Origin of the sequence: Haemophilus paracuniculus (assembly GCF_002015115.1) — a bacterium.
GTDB lineage: Bacteria > Pseudomonadota > Gammaproteobacteria > Enterobacterales > Pasteurellaceae > Haemophilus_E > Haemophilus_E paracuniculus.
In genome coordinates this window covers 73542-89080 of sequence record NZ_MUYA01000007.1, presented here as the reverse complement: position 1 = coordinate 89080, position 15539 = coordinate 73542, and the positions used below count along the sequence as shown (strand labels likewise).

At 46.6% G+C, this 15539-nt stretch carries 13 protein-coding genes and 1 riboswitch; of the genes, 5 read left to right on the top strand and 8 right to left on the bottom strand.

Annotated features, from left to right (window positions below; genetic code table 11):
- Nucleotides 1–13 precede the first annotated feature (13 nt).
- The 4 genes from leuB to topA form a co-directional block, all read right to left on the bottom strand.
- Nucleotides 14–1096: a 3-isopropylmalate dehydrogenase gene (gene leuB / locus B0187_RS05445; RefSeq protein ID WP_078236850.1), complete on the bottom strand. Its 1083-nt coding sequence runs from the start codon at nucleotides 1094–1096 to the stop codon at nucleotides 14–16.
- Nucleotides 1097–1155: 59 nt separating this feature from the next.
- Nucleotides 1156–1488 carry a zinc ribbon domain-containing protein gene (locus B0187_RS05440; protein ID WP_078236849.1) on the bottom strand — a complete coding sequence of 111 codons (333 nt, stop codon included), beginning with the start codon at nucleotides 1486–1488 and terminating at the stop codon, nucleotides 1156–1158.
- Nucleotides 1489–1555: 67 nt separating this feature from the next.
- On the bottom strand, nucleotides 1556–3568 hold the full coding sequence (gene uvrB / locus B0187_RS05435) for an excinuclease ABC subunit UvrB (RefSeq protein WP_078236848.1): 2013 nt from the start codon (nucleotides 3566–3568) through the stop codon (nucleotides 1556–1558).
- 81 nt (nucleotides 3569–3649) lie between these two features.
- Nucleotides 3650–6259: a type I DNA topoisomerase gene (topA, locus tag B0187_RS05430; RefSeq protein WP_078236847.1), complete on the bottom strand. Its 2610-nt coding sequence runs from the start codon at nucleotides 6257–6259 to the stop codon at nucleotides 3650–3652.
- 127 nt (nucleotides 6260–6386) lie between these two features.
- Between topA and B0187_RS05425 the strand changes: the two genes are divergently transcribed.
- The 4 genes from B0187_RS05425 to ushA all read left to right on the top strand — a co-directional run bounded on the left by B0187_RS05425 (nucleotide 6387) and on the right by ushA (nucleotide 12007).
- Nucleotides 6387–7271 carry a LysR family transcriptional regulator gene (locus B0187_RS05425; protein ID WP_078236846.1) on the top strand — a complete coding sequence of 295 codons (885 nt, stop codon included), beginning with the start codon at nucleotides 6387–6389 and terminating at the stop codon, nucleotides 7269–7271.
- Nucleotides 7272–7710: 439 nt separating this feature from the next.
- Nucleotides 7711–7903, top strand: a riboswitch (Lysine riboswitch).
- A gap of 87 nt (nucleotides 7904–7990) precedes the next feature.
- The gene (gene lysC, locus B0187_RS05420; RefSeq protein WP_078236845.1) at nucleotides 7991–9343 is read left to right on the top strand and encodes a lysine-sensitive aspartokinase 3; all 1353 of its coding nucleotides are present in this window, start codon (nucleotides 7991–7993) and stop codon (nucleotides 9341–9343) included.
- 589 nt (nucleotides 9344–9932) lie between these two features.
- Nucleotides 9933–10295 carry a diacylglycerol kinase gene (locus B0187_RS05410; protein ID WP_078236843.1) on the top strand — a complete coding sequence of 121 codons (363 nt, stop codon included), beginning with the start codon at nucleotides 9933–9935 and terminating at the stop codon, nucleotides 10293–10295.
- Between the two features lie 65 nt (nucleotides 10296–10360).
- Nucleotides 10361–12007: a bifunctional UDP-sugar hydrolase/5'-nucleotidase UshA gene (gene ushA, locus B0187_RS05405; RefSeq protein WP_078236842.1), complete on the top strand. Its 1647-nt coding sequence runs from the start codon at nucleotides 10361–10363 to the stop codon at nucleotides 12005–12007.
- 63 nt (nucleotides 12008–12070) lie between these two features.
- Here ushA and rdgB read toward each other — a convergent pair whose 3' ends face one another.
- Nucleotides 12071–12658, bottom strand: a complete 588-nt coding sequence (gene rdgB, locus B0187_RS05400) for an RdgB/HAM1 family non-canonical purine NTP pyrophosphatase (RefSeq protein WP_078236841.1) — start codon at nucleotides 12656–12658, stop codon at nucleotides 12071–12073.
- Nucleotides 12655–13605, bottom strand: coding sequence for a Kdo(2)-lipid IV(A) acyltransferase (locus tag B0187_RS05395; protein WP_078236840.1), 951 nt, complete (start codon nucleotides 13603–13605; stop codon nucleotides 12655–12657). The genes rdgB and B0187_RS05395 overlap by 4 nt, the downstream gene beginning before the upstream one ends.
- A 167-nt stretch (nucleotides 13606–13772) precedes the next feature.
- Between B0187_RS05395 and hpf the strand changes: the two genes are divergently transcribed.
- The gene (hpf, locus tag B0187_RS05390; protein WP_078236839.1) at nucleotides 13773–14060 is read left to right on the top strand and encodes a ribosome hibernation-promoting factor, HPF/YfiA family; all 288 of its coding nucleotides are present in this window, start codon (nucleotides 13773–13775) and stop codon (nucleotides 14058–14060) included.
- A gap of 94 nt (nucleotides 14061–14154) precedes the next feature.
- On the opposite strand, the gene B0187_RS05385 is transcribed toward hpf, so the two are convergent.
- A complete protein-coding gene (locus B0187_RS05385; RefSeq protein ID WP_078236838.1) occupies nucleotides 14155–14766 on the bottom strand; it encodes a DUF1919 domain-containing protein in 612 nt (203 codons plus the stop codon).
- On the bottom strand, nucleotides 14763–15524 hold the full coding sequence (locus B0187_RS05380; RefSeq protein WP_078236837.1) for a Zn-ribbon-containing protein: 762 nt from the start codon (nucleotides 15522–15524) through the stop codon (nucleotides 14763–14765). Before B0187_RS05380 ends, B0187_RS05385 begins: the two co-directional genes overlap by 4 nt.
- Between the last annotated feature and the right edge of the window lie 15 nt (nucleotides 15525–15539).

The following is a 15539-nucleotide window of genomic DNA, read 5'->3' as shown; positions in this document are numbered from 1 at the left end:
CCGCTTGTAATGATTAACCTTGTAAATTTTTCGCGATAATATCGCCCATTTCGCTGGTGGAAATTGGGGCGGATTTATCGGCGAGATCCGCCGTACGGTAGCCGTCTGCAAGGGCTTTTTGCACCGCGTTTTCAATCCCTTTTGCTGCCTCTTCCAAGCCAAAGCTATAACGCAACATCATTGCCGCTGAAAGAATTTGAGCAATCGGGTTAGCAATATTTTTACCTGCAATATCAGGAGCAGAACCGCCTGCTGGCTCGTATAAGCCGAAGCCTTTTTCATTGAGGCTTGCCGACGGCAACATTCCCATTGAACCCGTAATCATCGCACATTCGTCTGAAATAATATCGCCGAAAATGTTTGAGCAAAGCAACACGTCAAAATGCTCTGGCTGTTTGATGAGCTGCATTGTGGCGTTGTCGATGTAGATATGCTCTAACTTCACTTCGGGATATTGTTTGGCGATTTCGTTCACGGTTTCACGCCATAAAATTGAGCTCATCAACACGTTGGCTTTATCCACCGAAGTTACCAATTTACGGCGTTTCATTGCGGTTTCAAAGGCAACTTTGGCGATTCGTTCGATTTCGTAACGATGATAAACTTCGGTGTCGAACGCCTTTTCGTTCGCCCCTTCGCCCTCACGCCCTTTCGGCTGACCAAAATAGATCCCCCCCGTCAATTCACGCACCGTAACCATATCAAAGCCTTTCGCCGCAATGTCCGCACGCAATGGGCAGAACTGTTCCAAGCCTTTGTAAAGGGTGGCAGGACGCAAATTGCAGAACAACGCAAAATGTTTACGCAACGGCAACAACGCCCCACGCTCTGGCTGTTCGTTGGCTGGCAAATGTTCCCATTTTGGGCCGCCCACCGAACCGAATAAAATCGCATCGGCTTCCTCACAGCCTTTCAACGTGCTGTCAGGCAACGCCTTGCCGTGATTGTCAATCGCAATCCCACCAATATCGTGGTGAGCATAATTGAGTTTAAAACCATATTTTTGTTGAGCGACATCAAGCACCTTAATCGCCTGAGCCATAATTTCAGGACCGATACCGTCCCCTGCTAAAACTGCAATGTTGAATGTTTGCATTTATAATCTCCTGATAAAAAATAAGCCCAAATCAATGGGCTTTGAAAACTGATACCTAATTACGATTTTGGTCTAGTTAAAAATACGAGAATACCAATAATAATATCCCCAATTACCCATAACCCCAATACCATTGAAAGCCCAAGTCCTGCACCAATTGTCGCTCCAGCTTTTGCAGCTTCACTTGTAGCAGAGTTAATTGTATCGCCAGCAGACATTGAACCACCAACTACCCAAAAGATCATCAATAGATTAAATAAGATGAAAATCCATTTAATTATCTTACCTAAAAAACTTCTTTTAGGTTTCTTCAACTGTTTTCCACAAGAAGTGCATTTCAGAGCTTGATCACTAACTTGATGGTTACACTCAGGACAATTGATTAAAGCCATAAAAATTCTCCATTTAAGTAAAAAGTAGTCCGAATTTTAGAATAAGGATAAATTTTTTCAACTACTTTTAGAATTCAAGTAAAAAATTTTTTAAATTATTGATTTTATCCCTCACCGCCGCCGCTTTTTCAAATTCGAGATCTTTGGCGAGATCTCGCATTTGTTGTTCGAGGGATTTGAGTTCTTTTTCCAATTCCTTACGAGATTTTGGTTTGTAAGCGGTGTGATCTTCGGCAACTTTTGCCACCTTGCCTTTGCGTGGTTTGTCCGTTTGACCGAGGTCGAGTAATTCGCCCACTTTTTTGTTCAAGGCTTGTGGCACAATGCCGTGTTCTTCGTTGTATTTTTGCTGTTTCTCGCGGCGGCGTTCCGTTTCGGTGATCGCTTTTTGCATTGAGTTGGTAATGCGGTCGCCGTAGAGAATCGCTTTGCCGTTGAGGTTGCGAGCCGCTCGCCCAATGGTTTGGATCAGCGAGCGTTCCGACCGCAAAAAGCCCTCTTTGTCTGCATCTAAAATCGCCACTAGCGAGACTTCGGGCATATCCAGCCCCTCTCGCAACAGGTTGATCCCAACCAGCACGTCAAACATTCCCATTCGCAAATCGTGGATAATTTCCACCCGCTCAACGGTGTCGATGTCGCTATGCAGATAACGCACCCGCACGCCGTGTTCGTCCAGATAGTCGGTTAAATCTTCCGCCATTTTTTTGGTAAGCGTAGTAACCAGCACTCGCTCGTCCACCGCTACCCGTTTGTGAATTTCCGAAAGCAGATCGTCCACCTGCGTAGCCACGGGGCGAACTTCGATGATCGGGTCTAATAATCCCGTTGGTCGCACCACTTGATCCACCACATCGCCGTTCGATTTTTCCAACTCGTAATTACCTGGGGTGGCGGAAACGTAAATCGTTTGTGGGGCTAATCGCTCAAATTCCTCAAAGCGAAGCGGTCGGTTATCCAACGCAGACGGCAGGCGGAAGCCATATTGCACCAGCGTTTCCTTTCTCGCTCGGTCGCCACGATACATTCCACCGATTTGCGGCACGGTAACGTGGCTTTCGTCAATAATCAGCAAACCGTCTGACGGCATATAATCGAACAAAGTCGGCGGTGGCTCGCCCTCTTTCCGCCCCGAAAGGTAGCGTGAGTAGTTTTCGATCCCCGAACAGTAGCCCAGCTCGTTCATCATTTCGATGTCAAATTGGGTGCGTTGGGTCAGGCGTTGCTCTTCCAACAATTTATTTTCTTGAATGAAATAAGTGCGGCGGTCAGCAAGTTCCGTTTTTATCTGCTCTATCGCCGCCAAAATCCACTCACGGGGGGTAACGTAGTGGGTTTTAGGGTAAATGGTGTAGCGAGGCACTTTGCCTAAACTATGCCCCGTAAGCGGATCGAACAGGGATAAATTTTCGATTTCATCATCAAAGAGTTCCACTCGCAACGCCACTTCATCGCTTTCCGCAGGGTAAATATCAATCACTTCGCCCCGCACACGGAAAGTGGAACGCTGGAACGCCTGATCGTTGCGGGTGTATTGCAACTCGGCAAGGCGAGAAAGAATAGTGCGTTGGTCGATAATCGCCCCCACTTGCAGATGCAACATCATCTGCATATAGGCATCAACGTCCCCCAATCCGTAAATCGCCGACACCGAAGCCACCACAATCGTATCTCGCCGTTCGAGGAACGATTTGGTCGCCGACAGTCGCATTTGCTCGATCTGCTCGTTGATCGAGGCGTCCTTTTCGATAAAGGTGTCGCTACTCGGCACATAGGCTTCGGGCTGATAATAATCGTAGTAGGAAACAAAGTATTCCACCGCATTTTCGGGGAAAAAGGCTTTCATCTCGGCGTAAAGTTGTGCCGCCAGCGTTTTGTTCGGGGCGAGCAACATCGCAGGGCGGTTGAGGGTGGCGATCACGTTCGCAATGGTAAAGGTCTTGCCCGATCCCGTTACCCCCAACAGGGTTTGATGTGCCAAGCCGTCATTCAATCCCTCGGTTAATTTCGCAATCGCCGAAGGCTGATCGCCAGAGGGCTTGAATGGGCTATGTAGAATAAAAGGTTTGCTTTGTTTCATTTGGTTTAGATTGGCTGGATGATTGGATAGTGAAAATTTGTAAAAATCCTACCCCTTGCAAGGGGTAGGATTTTTTGAAATTTATTTCTTGCGTTCAACCCAACGTCCGTCAAGGTAATCAACAATCCATTTGGTCGCTTTGCCGTTTTTCTCAGAGGTAACGTATTGGCGTTTTTCCTTGCGGCTGAAACGGATAATCGCTTCGTTGCCCTCTGGATCGTGGGTTGGGGCGTCGGCGAGATATTGTAATTTCTCTGGCAGACGTTCACGATATTGAGCCAGTTCCGCCACTTTCGGCGCTCTGCTTTCTCGCACTTTCGGGAAGTTGTGTGCCGACATAAACACACCGCTTGCCCCGTCTCGCAACACGAAATACGCATCGGCTTTTTCGCATTTTAATTCTGGGAAGGCAATCGGCTCTTCGCGAGGCGGTGCCACTTCACCGTTTTTGAGGATTTTTCGCGTATTATCGCACGCCGTACAGCCCATATATTTGCCGAATCGCCCCAGTTTGAGGTGCATATCCGCCCCGCATTTGTCGCATTCCACAATTGGGCCGTCATAGCCTTTGATTTTGAACGAACCTTGCTCGATCAGATACCCCTCACAATTTGGGTTGTTACCGCAGATGTGCAATTTGCGAGCAGGGTCGATCACATAGCTATCCATTGCTGTGTCGCATTTCGGGCAGCGTTTGCGTTGCATTAGGGCGTTGGTTTCGGAATCTTCGTCCAACACGTTGAGTAATTCCGCCTCTGGAATCAGGTTAAGCGTCGTTTTGCAACGCTCTTTCGGCGGTAATGCGTAACCCGAACAGCCTAAGAATACGCCCGTGGAAGCGGTGCGAATCGCCATTTTTCTGGCACAAGTCGGGCAGTTGATGTCCGTTTCCACCAGATGATTTGGCTTCATTCCGCCCACTAACTCGTCCAATTCTGCTTTGGTTAATTGCTCGGAAAAATCGGCGAAGAAGCGGTTTAATTCCTCTTTCCAGTTGCTGTTGCCCGAGGCGATTTGGTCAAGGGTGTCTTCCATATTGGCGGTGAAATCGTAGTTCATTAAATCGCCAAAGGATTCATTCAAGCGGTCGGTTACGATCTCGCCCATTTTTTCCGCATAGAAACGGCGATTTTCCACTTTCACATAGCCACGCTCTTGAATGGTCGAGATGATCGCCGCATAGGTGGACGGTCGCCCAATCCCCCGTTTTTCAAGCTCTTTCACGAGAGCCGCCTCGCTAAAACGAGCAGGTGGCTTAGTGAAATGTTGGCTTGGCACAACGTCCACCAGTTTTAGCACTTCGTTTTGGCTCACTTCTGGCAACTCTTGATCTTCGGCGGTTTTGCCTTGAATTGGCAAGGCTCTCGTCCAGCCGTCAAAGCGTAACACCCGCCCTTTGGCTTTAAGTTCATAATCGCCAGCGGTTACGGTCAAGCTGGTGGAATCGTATTGGGCTGGGGTCATTTGGCAGGCGAGGAATTGTCGCCAAATCAAATCGTAGAGGCGTTCCGCGTCCTTTTCCATTCCTTTCAGATCGCCCATTTTCACGTTCACATCAGAGGGACGAATCGCCTCGTGCGCTTCTTGGGCTTTCTCTTTGCTCGCGTAGAAATTCGGCTTGGCTGGCAAATAATCCGCCCCGAATTGTTTCTCAATGTAGGATCTCGCCATTGATAACGCATCTTGGCTGAGGTTGGTCGAGTCGGTACGCATATAGGTAATGTAGCCCGCTTCGTACAAACGTTGAGCCAACATCATCGTTTTCTTCACGCCAAAGCCCAAACGGGTGCTGGCGGTTTGTTGTAAGGTTGAGGTAATGAATGGGGCTTTCGCTTTGGACGAAGTCGGTTTTTTGTCGATTTCGGTAACGACAAACTCGCTGGCTTGCAACGCTTTAACGGCTTCATCGGCTTGTTTTTGGTTCTTCGCCGTGAATTTTTTGCCCTTGCAAGCGGTCAGTTCCAGCGGAAGTTTTCCCTTTTTCGCCACCGTGTTGGCAAGGATTTCCCAAAATTCTTCGGGTTGGAACGCCTTGATTTCTCGCTCACGTTCCACCAACAATTTTACAGCAACGGACTGCACACGCCCTGCGGACAAGCCTCTCGCCACTTTTTTCCAAAGTAACGGCGACACCATAAAGCCCACCACACGATCTAAGAATCGGCGAGTTTGCTGGGCGTTCACACGGTCTAAATTAAGCTGTTCTGGCTTTTCAAACGCCTGTTTGATCGCATTTTTGGTGATTTCGTTGAACACCACACGGCTAAAACGTGCATCCTCGCCGCCGATCACCTCACGCAAATGCCACGCAATCGCTTCTCCCTCTCTATCCAAATCGGTGGCGAGGTAGATGTGATCTGCTTTCTTGGCAAGGCTTTTCAGCTCGGAAACCACCTTTTCCTTACCTGGCAAAATTTGATAATTCGCTTGCCAGTCGTGGAACGGGTCGATCCCCATACGTTTGACTAACGCCGTCCGCTCTTTTTCCGCTTTGATTTTGGCTTTCTGCTCGGCGGACATTCCTTTGGTTGAAATCGGTTTGGCTTTTTCGGTTTTTTCGCTCTCGCCACCGCTGGTTGGCAGATCACGAATATGCCCCACGCTCGACTTCACCACGAAATCCGAGCCGAGATATTTGTTAATGGTTTTCGCTTTGGCTGGCGATTCCACAATCACTAACGATTTACCCATTAGTATTCCCTAATTTTGAATAATAGATGAAATAATCGGCAGATTATTTCATTTTGGTTGATTTTACACGATGTTATTTTTACGATAACAAGAGCCAACAAAAAATACAATATAAAGAAGAAAGAAAATGAACAAACTCAACGCAATCAGTTTATTTTGTCGGATAATTGAAACCCAAAGTTTCAAACAAGCGGCGGAACTTGAACAAATTTCCAACGCAATGGCGACCAAATTGATCGCCCAGCTTGAAGAATCGTTAAATGTGCGGCTACTAAACCGCACCACCCGTAAAATCTCGCCCACCGAAGCAGGAATGCTCTATTATGAACGCTGTTTGCCGATTTTAAATGAACTGCAAGAGGCGGAATCTTGCGTAAGCAACATCACTTCCACCCTGCACGGCAAGCTCAAAATTTCGTTGCCGATTGATTTTGGGATTCGTTTTATCGTGCCATATTTGGATCAATTTTTCGCCACCTACCCAAATTTGCAACTCGATTTGGATTTTAGCGACAGACGGGTGGATATGGTGGCGGACGGTTTTGATTTGGTGTTACGCATCGGGCAGTTGGAAGATAGCTCAATCATCGCCAAACGGGTGGCACAATCGCACCATTTGCTAGTAGCTTCCCCTGCTTACCTCGCTCAATTCGGCACGCCGACCAGCCTCGCCGAGTTGGAAAATCATCGTTTTATCGTGTATGAACGGCATAGCCAATGGCAGTTTCAACATCAGGGGCAAACCCTCAAATACAAACCAACCGCCAACATTCAAAGCAACAACGGCACCAGCCTCGTGCAAATGACCAAAAACGGACTCGGCATCGCCAACCTGCCGCTGTTCCTCATCGCCCCTGCGTTAGCCACTGGCGAGTTGGTGCAAATCCTACCCGACCACGCTCAACAACCGTTCGACATCAGCCTACTCTACCCCAACCGCCGCTATCTTTCTCCCAAAGTCAAGGTGCTGATCGATTACTTAACTCCGTTGATTTTGAGGGCGAATGAATAATGAGGAATGCAAGCGGTGGGATTAAAATTTCGGGAAATCCTACCGCTTGCCAAATGATCTTCCCTCGCTGCATGGGAAGGGGGCTACAAGCGGTAATTTTTTAGAGAATTTCCATTCTTGCTCGAATAAAATTCCCCGTCATTTTGCGTTGAGCAGTTTCGTCAATTTCAAGAACGATTTGTACTGTCTGAGCTTGCGAAGCAAGCGAGTTTACAAATCGTTCGCAGAAATTAGAAACAAGCGAGACAAAAGCAAAATGTTCGGGGTCGCCTTTCTTTTGCTACTTTTCTTTGGCGAAGCAAAGAAAAGTAGAAATAATCAAAACCGCTCAATCTCTCGCCAATCTGCTCGGGTGTGTAAAATAACATTTGACACCCTGCCGAGAAAATCATATTTTCCCCCTCGTCTTTCAGGTTTTGAAAGAAAGTAATGGCATCGCCATTGCGGGAGAGGTGCAACACTCAGGCAACTTATCGGAGGCAACTAGGGCTATTGATGATAAGTGATGGGAGTGCTTGCCGAGGTGTGAATTCACTAGACTGGAATGAACATCGGCTGAATCAGGTTGAATCCTATCAGCTGTCATTTGAATGACGGCAACCGCCAAATTCAAATGGAGTGCTCTGAAATGATTATCTTTTCTCAACCGATAATCTATCAATTTCCTTTCACGAATGTCCACTCTGACTACAACTATCTATCTTTCAAGGAACAAACTTATGGCACATCTTTCTGTGGCAAAATTCGGTGGGACAAGCGTTGCAAATTTTGATGCAATGACAGCCTGTGCAAACATTGTTATGGCAGATCCAAATACCCGTGTGGTGGTATTGTCGGCATCGGCTGGGGTAACGAATTTCCTCGTGGAATTGGCAAACGGTTGTGAAAAAGAACGCAGAGATGAAATCCTCGCTGCGGTACGCACCATTCAATACAACATCATCGAAAAATTACAGCAACAAGACGAAGTTTCAGCGGAAATCGACCGCTTGTTGCAACATATCGAAGCCTTAGCGGAATCGGCAAGCCTTGCGACTTCTGCGGCACTTTCGGACGAATTGATTTCCCACGGCGAAATGATGTCCACCAAAATCTTCACCCAACTCTTAAACGAACGTGGCTACCCTGCGGTTTGGTTAGACGTGCGAGAAATTGTCGCCACCGATAACCACTACGGTAAAGCTGCCCCGAACGATGAAAAAACCCAACAACAAGCTGACGCAATTTTAAAACCGCTAATTGCCGAGGGCAAAATTGCGATCACCCAAGGTTTTATCGGGCGTGATGATGAGGGGAAAACCACCACCCTAGGGCGTGGCGGTAGCGACTACTCTGCCGCTTTACTTGCGGAAGTGTTAAATGCCAATGATGTGCTGATTTGGACGGACGTACCAGGCATTTACACCACCGACCCTCGCGTTGCCCCAAATGCGAAACGCATTGACACAATGAGCTTTAACGAAGCCGCGGAAATGGCAACCTTCGGGGCGAAAGTATTACACCCAGCCACCTTACTGCCAGCGGTGAGAAGTAACATTCCTGTTTATGTGGGATCAAGCAAAGCCCCAGAGCAAGGTGGCACTTGGGTAACTCGTGATCCACAACCACGCCCAACTTTCCGTGCGATTGCGTTACGCCGCAACCAAATTTTACTCACCCTTTCAAGCCTGAGTATGCTACACGCACAAGGCTTTTTGGCGAATGTGTTTGCGATTTTGGCAAAACACAAAATTTCGGTTGATGTGATTACCACATCCGAAGTGAGCATCGCCCTAACCTTAGATAAAACAGGCTCGGCTTCATCGGGTGCGGATATGCTCTCGCAAGCGTTACTCGATGAATTAAACGAATACTGCCACGTTCAAGTGGAACACGACCTCGCCCTCGTGGCAATCATTGGTAACAACTTACACACCCAATCAGGCGTTGCCAAACAACTGTTCCAACAGCTTGAACCTTACAACATCCGCCTCATCAGCTACGGTGCCAGCACCAACAACGTCTGCACCCTCGTCAAAAGCTCGGATGCTGACGACATCGTTCGATCATTACATCAAGGGCTATTTGAATAAACCCTAACCAACAAAAAACCTAGCAGATTTGCTAGGTTTTTTTTATAGCAAGCGGTCGGATTTTCAAAAATTTTCGTTATTCCACCGCTTGTATTTATCAAAACACATCAGGAAGTCTTTTTTAAAATGTAATCACAGAATTTAATGCCGAGATCTAAAAATTTAATAATGCCATAATAAACAACAACCGTAATAGGAATGGCATATAAAAAGGATCTTAGTAATCGTTCACCATCATATTCTATGATGGAATAAGCAATGAAGAAAAGATCAGCATAAAACAATATGCCTATAATTCTTCTTACCAGAGTATCAGAATAGAACATCCAGTAAAATAAAGCGAAAACTGGCATCATTAGAATAAGCATAAGTTACCTCCTCACATTTTAATTATTTATAAGTCTTTTGTGTAAAAAATCAAGGTGAGAAAGTTAAAAAGGCGTAATGTTTTTTCCCAAAGATTTCCCCCAAGCGGTCTTTTCTTTGCGATTTTTTACGCATTTAGCCGTTTCCTTGTGGGCTGGGCTATTCCGCAAACGATTTCTTTCGGGTAGAATATCGCCACTTTTTCTTTACGTTAATCATTAGAATGAAACCAGAAAATAAAGCTGATTTTCAGCGGATTATTCGTGCCGCTGGGTACTCAATGAAAGGGCTGAAAAGTGCCTATGTTTATGAAGCCGCATTTCGTCAAGAAGTGTGGCTTTCTTTTATTTTAATTCCGCTCGGCTTGGCTTTGGGCGAGGGGGCGATTGAGAAAATTTTGCTGGTTGGCTCGGTGTTGATCGTGCTGATTGCGGAATTATTGAACAGTGCGGTGGAAGCGGTGGTGGATCGCGTTGGCGAGGAATACCACGAGCTTTCAGGGCGGGCGAAAGATATTGGCTCGGCGGCGGTGTTTATGGCGATGGTGCTGTTTGGCATCACTTGGATCTTTATTTTATTCGGTTAGATCGCAAAAATTTGGCGAAATCTAACCGCTTGTATTACCTTTTCTTAATCAAAGAGGAACTTCCGATGAAACTTAAAAAAACTTTACTCTCTGTGGCGTTGCTTGGTGCAACCTCTGCAATGGCTTACGAGGCAGATAAAACCTATCAATTCACGGTGTTACACACCAACGATATGCACGGGCATTTCTGGCCGAATGAAAAAGGCGAATATGGCTATGCAGCGCAAAAAGCGGTGGTGGATAACATTCGCAAAGAGGTCGAAGCAAAAGGCAGTTCCGTGATTTTGTTAAACGGTGGCGACTTGAACACGGGCGTGCCAGAGTCTGACACCCAAAGTGCGAGACCTGATATCGAAGGTATGAATGCGATTGGCTATGACGCAATGGCTCTCGGCAACCACGAATTTGACAACCCGTTGCAACAGCTTGAAATGCAAGAAAAATGGGCGAAATTCCCACTACTTTCGGCAAACGTGATCAATAAAGCGACCAACAAACCGCTTGTTACCCCTTATGCGATGTTTGATAAGAGTGGCTTAAAAGTGGCGGTGGTAGGTTTAACCACCGAAGATACGGCGAAGCTCGGCAACCCTGAATATACGGGCGGATTAGAGTTCAAAAATCCAATCCAAACCGCCAAAGAAACCCTTGCGAAAATTAACGAAACGGAAAAACCAGATGTGCGTATCGCCGTTACCCATATGGGCTACTACAATGATGGCAAACACGGCTCAAATGCACCAGGTGATGTAACGATGGCTCGCACCCTCGATAAAGGGGCGTTCGATATTATCGTAGGCGGACACACCCACGAAACCCTCTGTTTAGACGACAAAGGGGCGTTAAAAACCAAATATAAACCAGGTGAAGAGTGCCGCCCAGACTATCAAAACGGCACGCACATTTTGCAAGCGGGCGAATGGGGTAAATTCCTCGGTCGTGCGGATTTCGAATTCAAAAACGGCGAAACTAAGCTCGTGAAATATGAGTTAATTCCGATCAACTTGAAAGAAAAAATCAAGAAAGAAGACGGCACGAGCGAATATCGCCTCTACAAAGAGGAAATCAAAGCTGACCCAGCCCTTCAAGCAGAATTACAAAAATACCAAGACGAGGGCGATAAATTGCTCGGTCAAGTGGTGGGTGAAGTGAAAGGCGGCAAATTGGAAGGCAACCGTGATATCGTGCGTTTCCACCAAACCAACCTTGGTCGCTTAATCGCTCAATCACAAATGCAACGTGTGGGGGCGGACATCGGGATTATGAATTCGGGCGGTATCCGTACTTCGATTGAAGAAGGTGCGGTTACTTATAAAAACATCATTGCGGTGCAACCGTTCGGTAATATGATCAGCACCGTGGAAATGAAAGGTCAAGAGTTGTTGGATTACCTCACGGAAGTGGCGATCAAAGAGCCAAATACAGGGGCTTATCCACAATTTGCCGGCATTTCAATGACCGTTGATCGTGCGGCGAAGAAAATTTCTGATGTGAAAATCGGCGGTAAACCGTTCGATATGAACAAAACCTACAAAATTTCCGTGCCAGATTACTGTGCCTCAGGTGGCGATGGTTACCCAGTGTTGAAAAAACACCCAACCTACATCAACACCAACTTCATTGATGCGGAAATGCTGAAAAAATTCTTTGAAGAAAATAAAGTGATCGACGCGTCAAAATTTGACCCGAAAGATGAGATTATCTTCAAATAATCCACGCTGACGGTAACAAAAAACGGGATCTGATGATCCCGTTTTTTTATGCTCTGCTCTACCCTATTTTGCCAACTGGGCTTTCAAGCTCGCCAACGCAATGGCACGGTGAGAAATTTGCTTTTTCTGACCGCTTACAAGCTCGGCAAAACTGCAATTCACTTGGGGCGAGAAGAATAAACTGTCGTAGCCAAAGCCGTTTTCCCCTCGTTCTTCACGCAAAATCGTGCCGTGATGTTCGCCGAGGGCGATGATTGGGGTTGGATCGGTTGGGTGGCGAAGCAAGACGATGCAAGAGATAAATTTTGCGGTACGGTTTTCGTCCACCACATTCGCCATTTCCGCCAGCAATTTTTGGCGATTTTGTGCGTCATCGGCATTTTCACCTGCGTAGCGAGCGGAATATAACCCTGGTTCGCCGCCAAGAGCGTCCACTGCCAAGCCTGAATCATCAGCGATAGCTGGCAATCCTGTCATTTGGGCGGCGTAGCGTGCTTTGATTAACGCATTTTCAACAAAGGTCAAGCCCGTTTCTTCGGGGCTTTCGATCCCAAATTCACTTTGAGCCACCACTTCAAATCCAAATTCGGCAAGCACATCTGCCATTTCTTTCACTTTGCCTTGGTTGCCTGTTGCGAGTACGACTTTCATTTTAAATCCTCATATAAACTGCAATCTTGTTCATTCGGGCGAGTTTTGAAACGGCGGTGCAGCCACATATATTGGCTGGTCGCCTGCAAAATTTCGCCCTCTACCACTTTATTCATTAGGGTGGCGGTGTCGAGGTCGTTTTCACATTGGGAAAAATCAACCTGCGGACTGATTTTAACGGTGTAACCCGAATAGTCGGCATTACGAATTGGGCTAAACGGCACCACAATGCTATTCGGGGCGGAACGTAGCAACATTCGCGAGCCTGCGGTGGTACAAGCCTGCTCGACCGCAAAAAACGGCACGAAAACGCTATTTTTTCTGCCGTAATCGTGATCAGGGGCGTACCAAATGGTTTCGCCTGCTTTCAACGCCTTAATCATTCCTCGTAGATCTCGGCGATCCAACATCGCCTTATTCGATCTCACTCGCCCACGAAATTGAATCCAATCCAGCAACGGATTATCATTCGGGCGATACACGCCGATCCCTTGATGATGAATGCCGACAATCCTCGCCCCCAGTTCAAGGGTTAAGAAATGCACACCAACGAAAATAATCCCTGTGCCTTGCGGTGGATTTTTGAGGTGTTCCAGCCCCTCGACTTTCGACCACTTCAAAATGCGAGCGTCCGACCAAAACCACGCCATTCCCGTTTCGATAATCGCCATTCCGACCGATTCCACATTCTCACGCAAAATCTGTTCGATTTGGTTTTCGCGATATTCAGGGAAGCAAAGTTGCAAATTACGGCGAGCAATCGCAATCCGCCGTTTGCCAAATTTAAGGCTGGCGAACAGTTTGCCGAGGGCTTTGCCAATTTTAACGAGAATCGGATAAGGCAGGCATAAAATCAGTTTGAACACCCCTAATCCCAGCCACAATGCCCAGAAGCGAGGGTGCAGGAAAGCGGTTTGAAATGGGGGAAATTTATTTTTTTCTGTCATTTTTCATCAACTTCAAAACGAATGGGCGAGATTATAGTCAAAAAAACGGGAAAAGTGTTAAGTAGATCAAATTTTTGCATTTTTATTGCGGATCGGCACTTGATATTTTCCCCTCAACGCTCTATTTTTAGGGCGTATTCATTCAACCCAACCAGAAGGAATTGCTTATGTCTTTAAATATTTCTAGCAAACAAATGGAAATTACCCCTGCTATCCGCTCTCACATTGAAGAACGTTTGGCGAAACTCAATAAGCTACATACCCAACTGATTAACCCTCATTTTATGATTCATAAACAGCCGAATAGCTACGAAGTCGAAGCCAGCATCGGCACGCCAAAAGGCGATTTATTCGCAAAAGCGGATCACGAAGATCTTTACAATGCGATCAATTTGGTCGAGAAAAAATTAGAGTCGCAATTGATTAAGTTGAAAGAAAAACAAGAAGCTCACTAAGCACTATAAGCACCAAAAGCCAACCCAAGCGGTTGGCTTTTTCTATGTGGCAAACGGGTAGATCCTAAAAAATTTCAGGATCTACCCGCTTGTTTTAGGCTTGATTGAACCATTTCACATAGTCGAATTGGTCGTAATATTTTTTGCCGAACCAACCCGAAAATTCAAACAGATCCCCAACTTGATGCTGATGCTCAAAGCCTTTAATCCAAAATGCCGAACGAATTTCAGGGTAGGCTTTATGGGTAAAAACCACCTTATTTTTGAACGGCAAAGCATCAAAGGCTTTTAAATCGTCCAAGGTGCAACCGTCTCGGTCGGTCATAATGATAAAAAGCTGACCCAAATTCAGCCGTTTGGCACGAGCCTGCCACTTCTCTTTTGCCTCTTGTGCCGAATGATAATGCATAAAATGCACCGTTAAATCCCCCAACTGCCCCACTGGATAAGCCTTTTCCTGCGGTGGAAAAACCAATTCCACCTGCTGATAATGCTCAATGTTTTGCAGATAGCGGATAAAATCCTTTGGCGTAAGATAAAGATTGACGAAGGGCGAGCGAAACTGCTCGCCTAAATCGTGCAACATCAACGCCCCGACACAATTACTCGACACCACCGAAAAATGGTGCTGATCTAACCGCTTGCGAAGGCGTTGGTTAATCCAAATTCTGCAAAGTTTGTTGCTGATCTTCTTAATCAAATTCACGCGATTTCCCAACTGAGGTTTGATAACAAACGAGACTCATCGCATTTGAAATGGAAAATATGATGAAGCGGCTCTGCCAACAACCAATCTTTGCCTGTGGCTGGGCATTTCCGCTCACGCTCGGTTTGTTCGTCCGTGCCTAAGCGGTAGAGATAGTAGTAAGTTGGAATCCCCGTCAATGCCTCAATTTCACGGCATAATGCAATCCCCTGCTGGCTTAACGTGCTGTCATAATCGGAAATTTGGGCTAATGCCTCTTGCTCTAAGGCATCGCCGTTCATTTGCAACTGATCGCACGCCTGCCAGTTCTCCTGCCATTTGATCACACGATTGGCAAGCTCTGGGGCATTTTGCAACACTCGGTAAAGTGGCACAGGACAGAAATCATCGCCATTATAAAGCGGCGAGCAACTGTCCAAATGGGTGGTGTAAAGAATATAAAAACTCGGTTTATCGTCTTTACTCGTGGTGTCGGCTTGATAATCTAAGCCAACAATCTCAAAAGAATCGAACAAAATGCCCGCTTGTTGGGCCATCTTTTGAGCCTCATTCACGCCCTCGCTATTCCATTCAGGCATTAAACTATCCTGCTCTGGAATCGCGACACGCACAGAAATCATCTGCGGCGAACGTGTAATCCCAAATTCCCGTCCGATAATCTGCCCATTATCCCGCCACTGTTCCACAACGTGGCTCACTAACGGAAAGGTATCGTGGCGAATTTCTGTATAACGAAAATGTGCAATAGCTTGGTACATATTTTCCCCTTTTAA

Bases quoted from the DNA above. Each gene is read 5' to 3' on its own strand.
- leuB (WP_078236850.1), bottom strand. From the start codon at position 1,096: ATGCAAACATTCAACATTGCAGTTTTAGCAGGGGACGGTATCGGTCCT.
- B0187_RS05440 (WP_078236849.1), bottom strand. From the start codon at position 1,488: ATGGCTTTAATCAATTGTCCTGAGTGTAACCATCAAGTTAGTGATCAA.
- uvrB (WP_078236848.1), bottom strand. From the start codon at position 3,568: ATGAAACAAAGCAAACCTTTTATTCTACATAGCCCATTCAAGCCCTCT.
- topA (WP_078236847.1), bottom strand. From the start codon at position 6,259: ATGGGTAAATCGTTAGTGATTGTGGAATCGCCAGCCAAAGCGAAAACC.
- B0187_RS05425 (WP_078236846.1), top strand. From the start codon at position 6,387: ATGAACAAACTCAACGCAATCAGTTTATTTTGTCGGATAATTGAAACC.
- lysC (WP_078236845.1), top strand. From the start codon at position 7,991: ATGGCACATCTTTCTGTGGCAAAATTCGGTGGGACAAGCGTTGCAAAT.
- B0187_RS05410 (WP_078236843.1), top strand. From the start codon at position 9,933: ATGAAACCAGAAAATAAAGCTGATTTTCAGCGGATTATTCGTGCCGCT.
- ushA (WP_078236842.1), top strand. From the start codon at position 10,361: ATGAAACTTAAAAAAACTTTACTCTCTGTGGCGTTGCTTGGTGCAACC.
- rdgB (WP_078236841.1), bottom strand. From the start codon at position 12,658: ATGAAAGTCGTACTCGCAACAGGCAACCAAGGCAAAGTGAAAGAAATG.
- B0187_RS05395 (WP_078236840.1), bottom strand. From the start codon at position 13,605: ATGACAGAAAAAAATAAATTTCCCCCATTTCAAACCGCTTTCCTGCAC.
- hpf (WP_078236839.1), top strand. From the start codon at position 13,773: ATGTCTTTAAATATTTCTAGCAAACAAATGGAAATTACCCCTGCTATC.
- B0187_RS05380 (WP_078236837.1), bottom strand. From the start codon at position 15,524: ATGTACCAAGCTATTGCACATTTTCGTTATACAGAAATTCGCCACGAT.